Source organism: Sorangium sp. So ce204 (assembly GCF_051526795.1).
Taxonomy (GTDB): Bacteria; Myxococcota_A; Polyangia; order Polyangiales; family Polyangiaceae; genus Sorangium; species Sorangium cellulosum_B.
The window spans coordinates 8,334,160-8,351,526 of sequence record NZ_CP150317.1; the positions used below are offsets into that span (position 1 = coordinate 8,334,160).

13 protein-coding genes are annotated in these 17,367 nt (G+C 70.1%); 7 read left to right on the forward strand and 6 right to left on the reverse strand.

What is annotated here, in order from left to right:
- Positions 1-170 precede the first annotated feature (170 nt).
- Genes cmr1 through cmr6 form a run of 6 tightly spaced genes read left to right on the forward strand, consistent with a single transcriptional unit; the run spans position 171 to position 8,778 of the window.
- Positions 171-1,364 carry a type III-B CRISPR module RAMP protein Cmr1 gene (gene cmr1, locus WMF22_RS30940; RefSeq protein ID WP_438032107.1) on the forward strand — a complete coding sequence of 398 codons (1,194 nt, stop codon included), beginning with the start codon at positions 171-173 and terminating at the stop codon, positions 1,362-1,364.
- Entirely contained in the window at positions 1,361-5,137 is a 3,777-nt protein-coding gene (locus WMF22_RS30945) for a type III-B CRISPR-associated protein Cas10/Cmr2 (RefSeq protein WP_438032108.1), read from the forward strand. Before cmr1 ends, WMF22_RS30945 begins: the two co-directional genes overlap by 4 nt.
- Entirely contained in the window at positions 5,134-6,453 is a 1,320-nt protein-coding gene (locus WMF22_RS30950) for a type III-B CRISPR module-associated Cmr3 family protein (RefSeq protein WP_438032109.1), read from the forward strand. Before WMF22_RS30945 ends, WMF22_RS30950 begins: the two co-directional genes overlap by 4 nt.
- On the forward strand, positions 6,450-7,442 hold the full coding sequence (gene cmr4 / locus WMF22_RS30955) for a type III-B CRISPR module RAMP protein Cmr4 (RefSeq protein WP_438032110.1): 993 nt from the start codon (positions 6,450-6,452) through the stop codon (positions 7,440-7,442). Before WMF22_RS30950 ends, cmr4 begins: the two co-directional genes overlap by 4 nt.
- Positions 7,439-7,939, forward strand: a complete 501-nt coding sequence (locus tag WMF22_RS30960; RefSeq protein ID WP_438032111.1) for a type III-B CRISPR module-associated protein Cmr5 — start codon at positions 7,439-7,441, stop codon at positions 7,937-7,939. The genes cmr4 and WMF22_RS30960 overlap by 4 nt, the downstream gene beginning before the upstream one ends.
- Positions 7,939-8,778: a type III-B CRISPR module RAMP protein Cmr6 gene (gene cmr6 / locus WMF22_RS30965; RefSeq protein ID WP_438032112.1), complete on the forward strand. Its 840-nt coding sequence runs from the start codon at positions 7,939-7,941 to the stop codon at positions 8,776-8,778. Before WMF22_RS30960 ends, cmr6 begins: the two co-directional genes overlap by 1 nt.
- Before the next feature lie 163 nt (positions 8,779-8,941).
- Here the strand turns inward: cmr6 and WMF22_RS30970 are convergent, their stop codons facing one another.
- The 6 genes from WMF22_RS30970 to WMF22_RS30995 form a co-directional block, all read right to left on the reverse strand.
- Complete coding sequence (locus WMF22_RS30970) at positions 8,942-9,991, reverse strand: trypsin-like peptidase domain-containing protein (RefSeq protein WP_438032113.1); 1,050 nt, start codon at positions 9,989-9,991, stop codon at positions 8,942-8,944.
- Entirely contained in the window at positions 9,979-11,196 is a 1,218-nt protein-coding gene (locus WMF22_RS30975; protein ID WP_438032114.1) for an SAVED domain-containing protein, read from the reverse strand. Before WMF22_RS30975 ends, WMF22_RS30970 begins: the two co-directional genes overlap by 13 nt.
- The gene (locus WMF22_RS30980; protein ID WP_438032115.1) at positions 11,189-12,103 is read right to left on the reverse strand and encodes an AAA family ATPase; all 915 of its coding nucleotides are present in this window, start codon (positions 12,101-12,103) and stop codon (positions 11,189-11,191) included. Before WMF22_RS30980 ends, WMF22_RS30975 begins: the two co-directional genes overlap by 8 nt.
- Positions 12,100-12,594 (reverse strand): hypothetical protein, encoded by a 495-nt coding sequence (locus WMF22_RS30985; RefSeq protein WP_438032116.1) that lies wholly within the window; start codon positions 12,592-12,594, stop codon positions 12,100-12,102. The genes WMF22_RS30980 and WMF22_RS30985 overlap by 4 nt, the downstream gene beginning before the upstream one ends.
- Positions 12,591-13,622 carry a CBASS oligonucleotide cyclase gene (locus WMF22_RS30990; RefSeq protein WP_438032117.1) on the reverse strand — a complete coding sequence of 344 codons (1,032 nt, stop codon included), beginning with the start codon at positions 13,620-13,622 and terminating at the stop codon, positions 12,591-12,593. Before WMF22_RS30990 ends, WMF22_RS30985 begins: the two co-directional genes overlap by 4 nt.
- Positions 13,623-13,759: 137 nt before the next feature.
- On the reverse strand, positions 13,760-14,695 hold the full coding sequence (locus WMF22_RS30995; protein WP_438032118.1) for an FHA domain-containing protein: 936 nt from the start codon (positions 14,693-14,695) through the stop codon (positions 13,760-13,762).
- Between the two features lie 257 nt (positions 14,696-14,952).
- On the opposite strand from WMF22_RS30995, the gene WMF22_RS31000 reads away from it, so the two are divergent.
- The gene (locus WMF22_RS31000) at positions 14,953-17,361 is read left to right on the forward strand and encodes an SUMF1/EgtB/PvdO family nonheme iron enzyme (RefSeq protein ID WP_438037298.1); all 2,409 of its coding nucleotides are present in this window, start codon (positions 14,953-14,955) and stop codon (positions 17,359-17,361) included.
- Positions 17,362-17,367 lie beyond the last annotated feature (6 nt).

The window sequence follows — 17,367 nt, forward strand, 5'->3', positions numbered from 1 at the left end:
TCATCTCCGGCGCCCTCGCTATTCTGGTGTCCCGCCGGGGGTCGTCGGGTCGAGGCATGGCGCACAGGCGATGCTCGCGGCGTTCGTGCGGCTCGTCGGGCGCGTGCTCGATTGACCAGAGATGCCTTTTCTCGTCACAGGCGTCGTACCCCGGGTCTCGGGAGGAACCGATGAACCCTTTCCACCGATTGTCGTGCGATTTCGACGTTCTAACCCCCTTGTTCCTCGGCGGCGCCTCCCAGACAGCCGAGCTGCGGGCCCCGTCGATCAAAGGGGTGATGCGGTTCTGGTACCGGGCGCTCGATCCGGAGTTCGCGAAGCATGAGCCCATCCTCTTCGGCAATGGCGGCAACGACGCCCGTCAGTCGCTGCTCCGCCTGCGGTGCCGGCCGGGGGAACGGATCCAGGAGCACATGCGGTGGCGCGACGCACGGGCCGACCAGTTCGATGAAGGCAGCGGACGACAGACGAGAAACGGCCTGACCTATCTCGGATTCCCGTTCTCGATGCGAGGGAACGAAGAACGGACCGCGCTCCGGCCCGGCGCGCGGTTCTCGCTGGACGTGAGCTGGCACCGGCCCGCGCCGGAAGACCGCCAGCCGCTGCGCGTCGCTCTGGCCTCGGTGTGGGCGCTCGGGCACTTCGGGTCGCTCGGGATGCGCGCCCGCCGTGGATTCGGCGCGGTGACGCTCACCGGCTGGCGCCTCCTGGCCGGCGACGGGCAGACGGTGGCCGACGGCGACCTCGAGGCGCTGCCGCTCCTCCACCGGACGGCGGGAGCCGCGGAGTGGGCGGCAGGCGCGCGGCGCGGCATCGACGTGGTGCGAGGCTGGTTCGGGCAGTTCACGGCGGGCGGCGCCGGCAAGGCACGCTCACGCCACCCGCATTTCGGTCCACAAGCCGACTTCGTGCTGGGCGCCGACAAGGCGCGGCGCGACGACTGGCGCGGCGCGGTCCTTTCGCTCGGGCGCGCCCTCCAGGACGCCCGGCAGCGCACGCCGCCGGACTACGGCGAGGTCAAGAACCATGTGCTCTTCGAAGTCCGGGAGGGCGGCCTCCGCATCCAGCGGGCCCCTGCGCGCGCGACGTTCGGGCTCCCGCTCACGTTTCGCTTCGGCTCGGTTCCACGGGGAAAGTCGGTCACGTTCGCGCCCGTGGACGAAGAGCGGCACGGGAGCTTGCTGCTGCTGCGGCCGGTGCTCGTGGGAGATTCCCTCTCCAGCCTGTTCCTGCGGTTGGACGGCGACGTTCCGGGCATCGACACGCCGGTAGGGCTCCGCGGAAGCGGCCGCTCGCTGGCTCCGGCGGCGCAGAACGCGATGGATGAGTTCATCCGCAAGCTGAAGGGGAAGCTCACGCCATGAAGGAACGAGATCGAGACCGAATCCTCTCCATCCCGGGCCCCCCCGGGGCGGCGACGGAGCGGAGCGCTCACCCGATGGCGGAGAACACGCGACAGGGGACGGTGACCGATCGGACCCGCTTCTGGCAGCAAAAGCTCCTTCAACTCCTGCACGATCCCCCGGGAAAGGCATTCTTCCTCCGGCAGGGCGCGGGCGGACACAAGGCGGTTGCGGCGGACCTGTTCGAGGCAACGACGGGCGTTCCGCTCAAATACGTACGGCCCGAACCAGACAGGGCTGCTTCGGGCGCGGATCGGCCGGTCGGCTCCCCGCCGCGCCCAGCGCAGATCTCGGTGGACTGGGTGAAGAGCCCAATCCTGACGCATCCCCTCGCCTCCGGGGCGCTCGGGACCGTCGCCATCGACCTTGGCCGTCAGGACCTGCCGGCGCCGCGCGAGCAGACACGCACGCTCGCCGGAGAGGTCGGCCGCACGCTCCGCGAGCTGCTCCAGCCGAGAGAATCGCAGGAGGACGAGCTCGACGACCTCCCCGAGGAGGAGCGAGAGCGCTTCCTCGACGAGCGCGCCAGCGAGGTGGAAGGCAAGCTCGCCGCCTTGCCCCGCTGGCACGACGACGCGCGGCTCCAGCAGGCGTGCTTGCAGCTCTGGCGCCGCCTTCCCGAACAACCGCCGCCGGGCGTGGCCGAGGTGGTCTGGCGGCACCAGCCCGCAGACTCGAGGGCCCCGGATCACAGCCTCTGGGATCACGTGCGCGTCACGTCGTCGCTCTCGTTCCTGAGCGGGAGAAGGCACGAGGGGCCCGTCATGCCATGGCTCCTCGCCTTCAGCCTCGGCCCGGTGCAGCGGTTCATCGCGCAGTCACGGACATCCACCGATCTCTGGACGACATCCATGCTGCTCTCGGATCTCGTGTGGCACGCCATGGTGCCGTTCGTCGAGCGGTATGGCCCGGAGGCGATCGTGTACCCCGATCTGCGGGCCAACCCGCGCGCCGACGTGTGGCTCTGGGAGCAAGCGAACGGGTTGGACGGAGCCGCGCCGCCGGCGCAGGCGGAGCGGTACAAGGGCGTCCTGCCCGAGCAGCTCAACCCGTGCTCCTACGCCGGGATCTTCCCCAACACGTTCATCGCGCTGGTCCCCCTCGGCGGCGAGCGCTACCTGGTCCGGCTCAATGAGCTCGCGGACGAGGCGCGTCGCGCCGTTCGCGAGCGCTGGAGAGAGCTGGCGGACCTCGCCAGACGCTACTTCCTGGAGCAGGCCACGGGGCGCCCCGAGGCCATGAGCGACCCCGAGCGGAGGGCTTTCGAGGCCACGTGGGCTCGCCAGCACGAGGGCGTGCTCTTCACGGCCTGGTCCGCGGCGGCGTGGCCGAGCATCGAGCGCGTCAACGACCCGGAGACGCTGGCCATCCGTGAGGCGCTGGTCGCGCAGCGGCCCGCGCCGCCCCTCTCACCCGAGGATGCCGCGGCGCTCGCGGCGTGGCGCGACCGCCACACGACATGGATCCCGAGCGAGACGTTCGCGCGCTACGCGGAGGCCCGCCATGTCTACGCGCGGACGAACCGCGCAATGCACCAGTGCGAGCGCGGGTTCGACTATCCGCTCCTCCATCATGCGCTGGTATCGCGCCACGCGCTGCGAAAGGAAGAGGCGCAGGGCGCGGCGATCACGGAGGAGTCCGGAGAGAAGTGCACGCTCTGCGGGCTGCGCCAGGCCCTCGGCGCCGGGGACGCGGGGGCGAGCGTGGACGCTCAACGCGAGACCGCGCGCGCATTCTGGCGTCGCTTCGACCGCAACAGCGACGACGGGGCCGAGCGCCTCTGCGCCGTGTGCACGATGAAGCGCGTCCTCGTTCGCGCCGGCATCGCCACGGACGAGCGCGGCGCTCGTCGCAAGGCGGGCCTCACCGCCGCGTGGGCTGGGCCGGCGACGTTGCTCGACGATGTGTGTGATCGCGATGGGGAGCTGCGGGTGCCGTTCCCGTCGACGGCGACGATCGCCGCCCAGGGCTACCTGTGCGCCGTGGCCACCCGCCAGGAGCTGGAGGAGCAGGTTGCCGAGGTGGTGCGGTGTTGCGAGGACGCGAAGCTGCCGCGCACGAGCTTCGTGCGGTCGCTGCGATCGCTGGCCGAGGCGGCACAGAGCACGGACGGCACGAGGCTGCGCTTCCTCGAGTACGAGGCGGAGCTCACGGTCTTCCCCGAAGTGCTCGCGGCGGCCGAGGAGCGCGCCCCGGAGGGCGGCGCCGCGCAGCACGGCGGCGGCGCCGCGCAGCACGGCGGGCTGCGCGATCGCGACGGCAGACGCGTCCCCCGGTCGAAGGTCAAGGCCCTGCGGCGCGCCGTGGAAAGCCTGCGCCAGGCCGCGAGGAGCGTCGATCGAGCGGCCAGGTTGGCCCAGCGAGACGAGGACCGCGTCCCCGCCCCGGGCAGCCAGGTCGCCCTGATCGCGCTGGACGGCGACCGGATCACCGAGATCCTGATGGGCGAGAAGATCGGTGCCCGCTGGCGCGACGTCATCCATCCCGAGACCGTCGCGGCGATGAAGAAGAACGAGGTCACCCGCGCGGCCCGCTGGCCGGAGCTCCTCGAACGCAAACGCCTCATGGGACCGTCGACGCACGCATTCGTCAACCGCGTGCTGGCCGAGTTCGCGCACACCATCGTCCCGTGGGTGGTGGAGCGAGAGTTCAGGGGGAGGCTCATCTACGCGGGCGGAGACGACGTGCTCGCGATCGCCCCGGCGGGCGAGGCGCTCGACCTCTGCGCGCGGCTCGCGCAGCTCTACAGCGCCGCGTGGGTCCTCGACACGTCACCCGGCGAAGGGCCGTGGGCGTGGCGCACGAAGACCTGGACGAGCACCACGACCACAAGGGCCAGCGAGCGCTTCGTCGTGGTCGCGCCGAGCGAGACTGGAGAGCCGCTCCCCTGGCCGATCCCGGGGGCGTCAAGGCGCGGCCCGATCGCAGCCGGGGACGCCGCGCCGACGAGCGCCGCAAAAACAGCCGAGGAGCGCCTGCTCCCGATGATGGGCGCGGGCCAGACGCTCTCCGCCGGGATCGCGATCGGCCACTACAAGACCTCTCTCGGCGGCCTGGTGAAGGCCGCCTGGGACGAGCGCGATCGGGTGAAGAGCGAGGACGAGGAGCACGATGGCCCGAAGGAGGACGACGAGGAGCGCGATCGGATGAAGGGCGAGGACGAGGAGCGCGACCGCGCAACGAGGGAGGACGTTGCCGTCAAGAACGCCTTCTCGATCCGGCGGCACACGCGCGGGGGCGAGAAGGCGCGGCTGCGCCTCTCCTGGGGACGGCGCTGCGCCGCTCCCGGGAAGGCGCTCGCAGGTTACCTGCGGGTGAAGGCCGTCATCGAGGGGTTCACGTCTGGCGCGCTCCCCGGAAGGCTCCCGTACAAGCTGCGCGAGGTCGAGGGAGCCGTGCTCGCCGCGTGGCTCGCCGAGGCGAAGGCGCTTCCCGGCGGCCTGACGAGCAGCGAGGCCCGGCGCGAGCTCGCTCACCGCGTCGAGCCCTTTGCCAGAGGGCTGTTCGAGACGCAGTGCGCGACGGACGTGGAGGGAGCTTTCGAGATCTGGTGGCAAGGGCTCCTGAGCGCGTTTCGCGCGCATGAGCGACGATGGAGGGCGTCGGACGCGGCGCCCCCTGGCGCGACCCCCATCGACGACGACGCGTCGTCACGCGGGCTCGGCTCGGAGCAGGGGCTCGCTGTGTGTCGCTTCCTGGGAGCGCTCGCCCGCGGGGAGGAGGACGCGCAATGACCGACGCTTCGGCTCGATCGAAAGGCTTTCTCGTTCGACCGGTGGACTGGGTGGCCTTCGGCCCGCCGCGCCCCAACACCGCGGGTGAGACGCACCGTCGCGTCACGGAGCTGCCAGGACCCACGACGTTCCAGGGCATCGTGCGGACGGCCCTGCTCGCGGCGTCGGGGGATGATTTCTCCGACCGCTCGCGCGCGGCGCGCGACTCCCGCGACGCGCTGGTGGGCGGGCCCGACGCGCTCCCCAAGGGCTGGCAGCTCAAGGGACCGTTCCTTACCGAGATCGTGGAGACGCCCCACGGCCCCAGGGCGCGGCCGTGGGTGACGACGCCGCGCTTTCTCATGGGTAGCCATCGAGAGCCGCTCCGCGCTCGCCTCCTTCGATCACCGGACATCGATGGCGGCCCATCCGCGCTCGACGACTCGTCGCCAGACGCGTCTCCTCTCTTGCTCAGCGCTCCTTCGCAGAAATCGGCCAAACGCAAGCCGCTCGGCGGGTGGCTCTCGCCGCGCGGGCTGCGGTGGACGCTCGCCGGCACGGAGAGCCTGGCGGCGTGGCGATCGGGCGATCATGCGCATGCTCTCCCGCGGTTCGTGGGTCGGCAAGCGCTCGCCGGCCTGGAGATCGACGCAGGCACGGGCACGGCGCGCGACGGCATGCTGTTCTTCGCGGACGTGCTGCGCTTCCGCGACAGGAGCGGAATCGCAGGCTGGCTCTCCGCGCCGTTACCGCCGAGGATCCCAAGCGACGCGCTGACCCGCGGAGATCTCGCGGCGTGCGGATGGCGGAGCCGCCCTGCGGTCCTGGAGGAGCTGCCGCCGGTCGACCTGGACTTCGCGCACCTGCTCGAAGGCCGACACCTGCCCGTCGAGGTGCCGGAGGATCAAGGGTTCTTCCTTGTGGCGGCGACGCCCGTCCAGTGCAAGGGAGACGGTCTGTCCGCCGCCGCGTCCGTCGAGGAGGATCTGCGACGGAACGCGCGGTTGCCCGAGGGAGTAGAGGTGCGCGTCCTCGCCGCGCTCACCGGGCCGCCGCGCGTGATCGGCGGACTCCTGGCAGCGTCGAAGGTGCCCCGGCCCAACCGCTCGTACTGGGAGGCCGGGAGCAGCTGGTTCTTCGTCCTGCGCGGCGGTGGCGCGGGCGCATCCGGAGCCGCCGCGCGCGGCGAGGCGTTGCGCCGTTTGAACGATGCGCACGTCCTGGGCGACCGGGGCGAAGCGTCGTTCGGTTATGGTCACACGCTCGTCGCCGTGGGACCGACGGTGGACAGAGGGCTCGTGCAGGCGGCGGAGCGCCGCCGGGAGGTTCGATCGTGAGCGCATGGGGAAGAGCAGTGGTGTGCGGCATCTACACCGTGAGCCCGCTGCACGTGAGCACCGGCCAGGCGGAAGGGGCGATCGACCTGCCGGTGACGAAGGAGCCGCACACGGGGTTTCCGATGATCCCGGCGTCCTCGCTCAAGGGAGTGGCGAGGGACGCCTTCGAGCACGACGCGAAGAAGGGGAAGGACGATACGAAGCGAGAGCCGGAGGTCAACAACGAGGTGAACACGCTGTTCGGTCCGAAGCCGAAGCGCAGCAACGGGGCGGACCGAGAGGAACAGCGAGGAGAAGGCTCGGCCGGCGCCGCGCCCACGTCCTCGCTCTTCGCCGGGGCGCTGGTGTTCACCGAGGCCCGGCTCATGGCCTACGCGGCGCGCTCGCTCAACCGCCCTTTTCTGTACGTGACGTGCCGCCTCGTCCTGGAGCGGCTGGGCCGCGACCTGCGCGCCGCCGGCATCGGCGATCTCGGCGCGCTCTCGCTCCCCGCGGGGTCGGCCGAGGTGCTGGTCGCCGACAAGGCGCTCGCCAAGGCGCCGCTCGTCATCGAAGATCTCGTCTATCTGGACGCGATCGCCGAGAGCGCGGATCTCAAGAGGATCGCCGGGAGCCTCGCGCGCCTCCTCCCCGACGGAGAGGAGGATACCCGGAGTCGGGTCGAGAAGGGGCTGGTCGTGATCCCCGACGGCGACTTCTCCGTGCTCGTCCGGCGCCTTCCGGTGCGCGCGCGGATCCGGCTGGACGACAACAAGACGACGAGCGGGGACGATGGCAACCTATGGTACGAGGAGCAGGTGCCGTCAGACTGCCTCTTCGTATCGATGATCGGAGCACGCCGCGGCCAAGGTGCACTCCTCGACAAGCTCCAGGCGAAGAGCAGCCTCCTGGAGGTCTCGCAGATCGGCGGCAACGAGACCGTCGGCGAAGGGATCTGCTGGTGGAGGGTGGGCTGCGCGCCGGCGACGGACGGAAAGGGGGCCACGTGAAGCCAATTGAGGGCGAAGACGCCGGCGACGACCGGCAACGGTGCGCGCTGAAGAGCCTGGCGCGCGATCAGCGGGCGTACAAGCGCGTGATGGCGTGGCCCGGACCTGTCCGTAAGAGCGCCGTCGAGCTCGCGCAGGGGTACCCGGTGGAGCTGCGGGCGATGGGCACGATGCAGGCCCTGGCCTTCTCGATGGGGAAGGCCGAGGCGGGGCACGGGGCGCTGGCGGGCGCAATCGCCGACTGGGTGCTCTCGCGGGAGAGCGGAGCGCCGCTCGGCCAGGCCGACGAGGCGGACCGCTCTCCCGAGGAGCTGCTGCGGCGGCTGTCGCGCGCGTCGCGGGCGGCGTACCTCGCCGCCGACAGCGAGGCGATCGCGTTCGCCGACGCGATCAAGCTCATCGGCAAGGCCGTCCTGCGCAGCGAGAAGGCGGCTGAGCCGCGCGGTCGCGACAAGGCCGCTCCGCGGGCCGGCAAGGCCGCCCCGAGGAGCGGCTGATGGCCCCCGCGATCTTCTGCCACCAGCGCGAGGCCGTGGAGCAGCTCCTCGGGGCGAAGGAGCAGGACAAGCGAGTCGGGATCGAGCGCATGCGGAGCGCCTCCAACGCGGGGCTCGTGTGGATCCGGTACCTCGACGTCTGGGGAGACGGCCTCCCGCCGGACATCCCCCGCAGCGCCGATTCCCGGGGCGCGCTGACGACGTTTGCGAGAGACTTCAATGGGCGCGGCAAGCTGCCCACGTCCGCGCCCATCAAGCTGCTGAACGCGGTTCACGCGCGGCAAGCGCGCGCCATTGAGCGCCTGAGTGGGTCAGGGGCGACCTTGCAGACGGCGCTGGAGACCCGGTTCGCCACCGGGCTGGGCGGCCCCCACCCCACCGACATCGGCTTCACGTTCGACCGCAGCATCGGCGTGCCGTACCTGCCTGGCTCGTCCGTCAAAGGGATCGCCCGCGCCGCGGCGAGGCTGCTCGAACGACCGCGGCAAGAAGATCTGTTCGGCCCTGAGAAGATCGGAGCCGATAGCAAGGCATGGGCCGGCGATGTCGTGTTCCTCGACGCGTACCCGGCGGCCTGGCCTCAGCTGGAGGTCGACGTCATCAACTGCCACCATCCGGCGTATTACGGCGGCAAAGCCGGCTACCCGTCGGAGACCGAGGATCCCATCCCTGTGTACTTCCTCACGGTCGCCAAGGAAACGACGTTCGCGTTCCGTGTCCTGAGCCGCTCGGGTGCGGCGGAGAACGCCGGGAGCGCCATCCAGCTGCTGCGGTTCGGGCTGAGCGAGCTCGGCGCCGGAGCGAAGACGGCGGTCGGGTACGGCGCCTTCGCGGGGTGATCCCCACGGAGGTCTGGCAGGGGCGAGCAGTGTGGATTCGGTGGGAGATGGCGCGAGGCGCCCCGGTTCGACGGCCGGGGTGCCTCATATCCGGCGAAAGCGGCTGGGCGCATCGACGAGCCGACGGAAGGGCGGCGTCCTCGGCTGCTCCGTGTGCAGGTCGCTATCTGCCCGCGGACGGCTTCAGGATCCCAACGGCCGTGAGCCCATCGACGACGCGATCGATGAGGATGCCCTCATTCTTGCAAACGGTCCCCTTCACGGGGTCCCCCTCGATCCCGCGGTAGTGCAGGGCGACCACCTCCCAGAGCTCGTTGCAGACAGGCGAGCCTGACGACCCCCGGAGGGTATCGGTCAGGTACTGGACCCGGTCCGCGCTCACGTCGACGACCTCGTTGTGCAGCAGGCCGATCTTCTTGGGGCGTCCTTCGGGGTGCTGGACGATGTACACGAAGTCTCCCTTCGTTACCGGCTTCGAGGGCACGAGGCTCAGGGGGCGGCATGGGCGCCCGAGGGGCTCCTTGGAGCGCAGGATCGCCCAGTCGTGCGCAGCATCGCCCACGATGGTCGCGACATCCCCTTCGTAGCGCCCGACGCGGCGCAGCTGTCCCTCCGGACCGATCTCATAGTCGAACCAAATGTCGACACGCTTCACGGGGCGGCCGTTACGGTCATGGAGGACATGGTGGTTCGTCAAGAACGTGTCTGGTGCGATCAGAAAACCAGTCCCATGGAACGACTTCTCTTCCTCAGTAACCGTAGTGAGGCGCACCACCGACTCGGCGGCGCGCAACCCGTGGTGCAGGAAGGCGACGTCCAGAAACGTCTCCTGCGTGCCCGTCACGACCTCCTCTCCGCGCCACACCACGGGATCCTTCCCCGGGCTAGGGGCCTCCGGCAGCGCCGGACTCACCCCCATCAGCCGATCCAGCCTGGCGTGATACGCGGCGACCAGGCGATCCGCTCGAGCGCTCTGCGCGAGCTTGCGCGTGCGACGGGACCGGGCAGCGACCTCGAGGGCCTGCATCCAGAAATCCCGTGGCGGCTGCGCGAAGTCGATGCTGTCATTGTCGATGCCCGAGATGGCGAGGAGCCTCTGTGCGCTGGACGCCTTCGGGTAGCCGCCAAGCATCGTGTCGTAAAATTCCTGAGACTCGGGCTTGCTCCAATCGTACCGCTCGTCGTCGAGAAAATGTCCTGTCAGGGCTGGCATGTGCTCTCCTCCGTGGCGTGGGTCGCCTCGATAATCCTGTCGAGTTCGAGGTGGTACGCCGCGATCAATTTGTCCATCCGGGCCCTCCGTGCGAGCTGGCGGGTGAGACCTGCTCGGGCGGCGACATCGAGCGCTTGCTTCCAGATGTCCCACGCCGGCTGCTCGAAGTAGACGCTATCGATGGGAATCCCGGACCTCGCCAGGATTTCTCGCGCGCGAGATGGCGAGTTGTACGCGCGCACCAGAACGGCGCAAAACCAGCTTGTTTCCTCCTCTTCCCACCTGCAACTCGCCGCGTCGAGCAAGCGGCTCGGCGCGTCGTACAGCTTCACGACGGCCTCCAACGCAGCATCTGCAACAACATCGTTTCCAGGCGACGCGGCCGGATCCAGGCACGGCTCGGAGAGGGCGGCCCTGCAGCGTTCGGCGAGCACGATGGCCTGCCGGTAACGTGGCGTTCCCTTCCTCCAGTACTGATACGTTATCACTTCCGGGTAAATCGTCGGGTTGATCTGCGCCCCCAGCCGGAACGCGAGGCCTACCGGAACGGCAGCGAACAGGTGGATGGCGGTGAGCCTGGGGAACATGCTCTTCACCCGAGAGAGCGCCTCGTTGAAGGCCGCCACGACCTCGGTGAGCGCACTCCGGGTGCGCAGCGCCTCCTCGCCTGGAACTGCCAGCATCACGTCGACCTCGGCCACGCTGGACGCGACGACCTCGGCCGTCTCGGCCGGGGGGATGCGGTGCGACGTGGAGACGCGGATCACCACGGGCCCCTCGTCCCTGGAGCCGTGCTCCGGAAGGTGCAGCTTCAACGGGGGAGCTGCCGGGGCCGAGTCGTCCGAGCTCCAAACCCAATCGAACCGGAAGCGATTGTGCTGGTAGACATCCACATTAATGGATCGCGTCATACGATAGCCAAGGTGAATAGCGAGCGGGATCGGTGCGAAGCCGAAGTACGCCAGCCGCTGGCGGCCGGCGATCTCGCCGCGTAACTGCTCGGCGAACAGCCGCTCCTGCTCGGCCAGCGCCGCCGCCCAGTCGAGTTCGTGGAGCCTTCCGAGCTCCGCGCGCACAGGCGAGATCTCCATATGATCCCATCCGCCGGCGCGCGCCGATGCCGGAATGGCGTGCTCTATCTGGTCACGACCGATGGACGCCAGGACCGGATGAGACACCACGAGGAGGCGGTTCGGATCAGACATCGTCACAGACCTCCTTGCTCGACAGCAGTCCGATGGGCGGCGACGGCTCGATCTCCGCGAGCGTCTCCAGGAGCACCGCCGGACCGAGCGGCCGATCGGCGCGCCAGGCGCGGCGGAGCGCGGCGCGCGCGAGGCGCACGGTGAGATCCGAGAAGCTGAACCTCACCCCACGCCGCGGCTCGGTCGCCCTCACCAGCTCCTCGAGCTCCTTGTCGGTGTGCCGCGTGCCGGCGAGCAGCCGCTCCATCACCGCGCGGCGCTGCGCCGGATCGGGCCGGTCGAACCGCAGGTGCAGGGACGCCCGCCGCGTCACCGCCGGGTCCAGCGCGCCGGACCGGTTCGTGATCATGAGCACCGCGAGCGGCGCTCGCTCCCGAGCGATCCGGTCGATCTGCTTGATCAGCACGTTGACCCCCGCGCGATCCTCGTGGTGCGCCTGCATCTCCCCTCGGGCGGTCGCGAGGTCGTCGGCCTCGTCGATGATCAAGAGCCCGCACCCGATCTGCTTCGCGCGCGCGCACGCTTGCTCGAACGCCTCGGTGATCCGCGCCGAAATCTCGCCGACGCGCCCCCATCCCCGGATGTTGGACGGCGTCTCAAGACCGGCGACCTTGCGGTCCAGCGCTTTCGCGAGCGGCGTCCCCACCGACGCGGCCAGCGCCGTCTTCCCGCAACCCACCTCGCCAGACAGGAGGATGAGGGGCGAGCCCCCGGTGAGCGCACCCGCGACGGGCAACCCCCTCGGATGGTGCTTCTTCAGCCACCTGGCCGTCCGCTCCACGTCGAGCAGCAGCGTGAGCTCGTCCAGCAACAGGGTCTGATGCGTGTCGATGCCGACGAGCGCTTCGTAGCGCGCGGCAGCATCCTTCTGCGGATGGATCACCTCGAGGAGCTGGAGCTCGCTCATTCCCAGTCTCCTACCTTGCTGCGCTCGATGCCGAAACCGCTCTTCGAGAATGCCCGGTCGCGGCTCGTGGCGCCGGCGACCAGGCTGCCGCCCGCCGCCCACCCGCGCGCCCGCAGGTGCGCCCGCACCGCCTCGATGTTCCGAGCTCCCGTCCGGTACGTCAGGAGGACGTTCACCCGGGTGCCGGCGGGCAGGCCGTGGAAATCGAGCCCGCCCGCCTTCGAGGCCTCCATGACCGAGCCGTCATCGCGCACCGTGTAGCCGATAGCCAGGCGCGCGCCGTCAGGCTTCGTGAACTGAAGCTGGAACGTGTCCACCACCTCGTGGAGCACCGCGTACTCCAGGTCCTCGTGCCACCTCTGGATCGTCTCGCGCGCGATCAGGTTCGCGCTCGCCGCGTTCATGAAGTCGCCGAGCACCTGCCGCATGACGGCGCGCGCCCGCGCCTCCGAGAACGTGCTGGTCTGCGCGATCGTGTAGGCCGTGGTCACGGGGCGCCCCCGTGGTCCACGAGGGCGTTACCGAAGAGCGCGGCGAGCTCCTCACGGGCCTCTCCCTCGTCTCCTGCCGTGTCTGCGGCGATGACCCGGGCCATGCCGTCACGGGCGTCCTCGAACCACCCTGCGAGCTCCTGCAGCTGAAGGTTCCCCCATGCGGGCGGCACGACGTTGTTCGCCGGGTTCACCGGGTCGAGCACCGGCCACAGGCCGCTGTCCGCATGACCCGCTGGGTCCCCGAAGTCGCTGAAATCTACGCGCTTTCTCGTTCCGACCAGGTGAGCGATCCGCCCGAACCATCGGCTCAACGTCTCCGTGTACGTCTCGTCGACCCCGTGCTGATCGAACGCCTTCGCGCAGAGCAGATCGATGAGCATCGTGGGCACGTCGTCCAGGATCTGGCTCCTCGACTGACGGATCTCGCGCAACCACTTGACGAGGCGCACCCCCTCGTTGAACTTCACCCGACCTTTCAGCTCGTTGCTCCGATCGGTGCGCCTCTTCACAAAATCGATGTGCCGCTGAACCGAGGTACGCCTTCGCTCCCCGTCGCGCCGGAGCAGCACCTGCGCCTCGTCATCGCCCTCGACCGCAAGCATCGGGACCAGATCGTAGGAGAGCTTGGTCCCCTTGAAGTCGAGCCGGACGGAGCTCTTCGTCGGGTTGCGGCGCGTGTTCGGGTAGCTCGCCCGGGCGTACCGCTCGAACCGATCGAGCAGGCTCTCGATATCTTCCCCCTCCGACGTCTGCGGGGAGATGACAAACGCGAGATCGACGTCCTGCCCCTCGACCTCGTGGTCGCCGCGCATGTGGCGCCGCAGTCCGGTCTTCTTGGCGAATGACCCGGACCACGGCATGGACCGCACCACGAGGCCGTCGCGCGACGCCTTGGCGCCGATGCGGTCGCGGATCTCCTCCGCCTGCTTGCAGATAGCTTCTCGCGTCGCCTCCTCGGGTTTGATCCAGTCCACGAACGCCGTCAGCCAGCGATGCGACGCGCTCTGGGTGCTCAGCTTGCCCATCGATCCTCCGGATGCCCCTCTCCGCGGGTCCGCCCCTGGCGGGCGGCGCGGCAGAGCACCCGGAGGATATGGACGAGCCCGCCTCCCGCAAGGCTCGCCGTATTTCATGTCATTTCACGGCGGGCCCGTCAGAAGCGCTACGCCTTGAGCTCCTCCACACGTCCGGTCGCTATCCGGATCTCCCGCCGCCTCCGCTGCACGATCTCGCTCCCCAGGTCGGCCTTGGCAAATGCCTGGCGCGCGCGGAAGAGGAGGACGTTCAGGTACTTCTCCTCGACGCGGAGCTGTCTCGCGAGGTCGACCACATGGATCCACCCCTGCTCGTCCTCAGGGAGCTCCCCACGAGCGGCGTCCTTCCGCCGCGCGCGGGCGAGCAACAGCAGGGCGTAGAAGGGAGCAAACTGCCCGATCTCCAGCGCGTCTCCCCCATCCACCGCTTCGATACGCACGTGCTCCTCGTCGCGGCTCACGTGAAATCGCAGGGTGCATGTGACGAGCGAGAGAGACGGGGCCGTCTTGTAGGTTCCTGCGATCGGCGAGGCAGGCGGCACCGTAAGCATCCATCGCTCTTCCGCGACCGTGATCTCCTCCTTGTCGCTCACCGGGCGCTGCGAGCCGTCCGAGCCCTCGATCAGCCACCGCCCCGCGGTGTCGACGAAGATGGATACGAGGACGCTGTCCGCGTCCGGGAGCGCAAGCAGCCCGTCCACCGCCTGGCGCTCTTCGCCCGTGGCGAGCGCGCGGGCGACGACCACGGGACCTCCATCGTCGGTCAGCTCCCATCGCTCGGCGCTGCCTCCGAACTGGAGGACGGATCCCCGCTTGATGTCCACGTTCGTCCCGGCCTCGAGGGGGCGCCCGTCGACCGAGGTGCCGTTGGTGCTCGCCAGGTCGCGCACCTGCCATCGCTCGCCTTTCCAGGACACCGCGGCGTGATCGTTCGACGCCGCGTGATCGGTGAGACGCACGGCAGAGCTAGGCGCGCGGCCCACGATGGCATGGGCGGCCAGCACCACCGACCTTCCTGACGAGACGTGCCGGACGACTCCCATCGCGCGCAGGATAAACGGCATCGCTGAGCCAGTTCAATGCGCCCGCCGGACGCGGCGTCCTGTACACTGCGATCGCCGGACGTGGACCATGATCGAGCGCCTGCGCCTCATCGCGAAAGTGCACGGGATCGGCGGCGACGCGCTCCGCGAGCTCACGGAGCTCTACGAGGGCTCGCTCCCGCGGGTGCCCACGCACCGCGTCGGAGACCCCCATCGCGACGCTCCGGCGCCGTCCGCTCCGGAGGACTTCCGGCACCGGTACGAGGGACCGAGGGCGCATCGGTCTCGGCGGGTTCAGCGAGGTACGCGAAGCCTGGGACCGGCGCATCGGACGGTGTGTCGCGCTGAAGGTGCAGCTCCCGTCGAGGAGCTCGCCGGACGACTGCGCGCGCTTCCGGCAAGAGGTCGCCCTCACGGCCCGGCTCCAGCACCCCGGCGTCGTCCCGCTCTACGACTGGGGTGAGCTGCCCGACGGCCGCATCTGGTTCACCATGAAGCGGGTCCGCGGCGACACGATCGGCAGGCGCACGGCCGCGCTGCACAGGCAGCGAGGCACCGAGTTCATGTGGGCGCTGCGCCGGCTGCTCGACGATTTTCGCCGGCTGTGCGAGCCGGTGGCCCATGCCCACGCGCAGCGCATCATCCATCGCGACATCAGCCCTCACAACCTCATGGTCGGCGACCTGGGCGAGGTGCACGTCATGGACTGGGGCCTCGCCCGCGACCTCGGCGGCATCGCAGCGGCCGCGCGGCGTGAGGATACAGTGTCAGGGCCGTCATGGCTGCCCGCGCCGGATCCGTCGGAGGCGAGCGTGCGGACGCGGGTCGCAGGCACGCCGTTCTATATGTCTCCAGAGCAGGCGCACGGCGAGATCGCGGCGATGGATCCGGCGAGCGACGTCTACGCCTTCGGCGCCGTGCTCTACGAGATCTTGAGCGGCGAGCCGCCGTATACGCCGCCGCAGGGAAGGCGCGAGACCGCTGAACAGACCATCGAGCGCGTCCGGAGCGGACCGCCGCGCGCGATCGAGGAGGTCGCGCGGGGCGAGGTCCCCGAGGAGCTCCATGCGCTGTGCCGCCGGGCGATGGCGCGCGCACCTGCGGATCGCTACGCGCACGCCGGCGCGTTGATGGAGGCGGTGCGCGATTGGCTCGACGGCGCGGATCGTCAGGAGCGCGCGGTGCGCATCGTGGAGGAGGCGCACCGCGAGCACCGCGCGCGGATCGCCCGGCTGCGAGCGAAGGCCGACCACCACAGGACGGCCTCCCGGGAGATCCTCGACAGGCTGCGCTCATTCGATGGAGCCCAGGACAAGGCGGAGGGCTGGAAGCTCGCGGACGACGCGGCCGCGTTCGATCAAGAGGCGCTGCGCGAAGAGATCTACTGGACACAGAAGCTGCGCTCTGCGCTCAACGATGTGCCCGGTCTCGAAGAGGCGCACGGCGCGCTGGCCGAGCACTACGCCGACAGCCTCGTGCGGGCCGAGGCGGAGCGCGATCGGCCCGCAGCGACGCGCCTCGCAGCGCTCGTCGAAGACCACGCGAGGCACCTGCCCGCGGGCGGACGTGCCCGCTACGAGGCGCTCCTCCGAGGCGACGCGCGGCTCACGCTGGTGACCGCGCCGGAGGGCGCTCGTGTCACCATCAAGCCGTACGAGCCGGTCAACCGCTATCTCATGGCCAGCGACGAGCGAACGCGCACGGCCATCGCGCCGCTCCAAGAGCTCGACCTCCAGCGCGGCAGCTATCTCCTGCTTCTCGCGGCGCCTGGCCATGGCGAAGCACGTTACCCGGTCGCGCTCGGGGGCGACGAACACTGGGACGGAGTCCGCCCTGGAGGGACAGCGCCGCATCCTATCCGCCTGCTTCGCGAAGACGAGCTCGCGCCGGATGACGTCTATGTGCCGGCAGGGTGGTTCATCGCCGGCGGCGATCCGCGCGCGGGGGAGAGCCTCCCGCGGCGACGCGTCTGGCTCGACGGGTTCGTGATGAAGAAATACCCCGTCACCAACGCCGAGTATGTCGACTTCCTCAACGCGCTGGTCGAGGAAGGGCGCGCGGGAGAGGCGCGCCGGCATTGTCCGACGCACGCGCCGGGGGCAACCCTGAGCGACGACGCGCCGCTGGCCTACGCGCTCGACGAGCGCTCAGGGCGCTACCGCCTCAAGGCGCCCGAGATCGAGCATGCGTTGCCGGTGGTCTTCGTCGATTGGCATGCGGCGATGGCCTATGCGGCGTACTGGGCCCGCCGGACCGGCCTGCCGTGGCGGCTCCCGAGCGAGCTGGAATGGGAGAAGGCCGCGCGCGGCGTCGATGGGCGGTTCATGCCATGGGGGGATCAGATCGAGCCCACGTGGGCGTGCGTGTCGGGCAGCCACCCCGAGCGGAAGCGGGTCATGTCGGTGCACGAGTATCCCACCGATGTCAGCCCCTACGGCGTCCGCGGCATGGCGGGCAACGTACGCGACTGGTGCGTCGAACGGTGGCGTCTCGCTGGTCCGCACGCGGAGCACGGCATCGTGCGCGTGGAGGCAGCACCGACCGACGATCCCGCTGATCGTCCGGTGCGCGGCGGCGCCTGGATCTCGGCGGGCGAGCTCGTCCGCCTCGCGGTCCGGTACGCCGAGCCTCCCACGAAGCGCCACGGCGTGCTGGGATTTCGCCTCGCGAGGCCGATCGAGCCGTGATTCGCC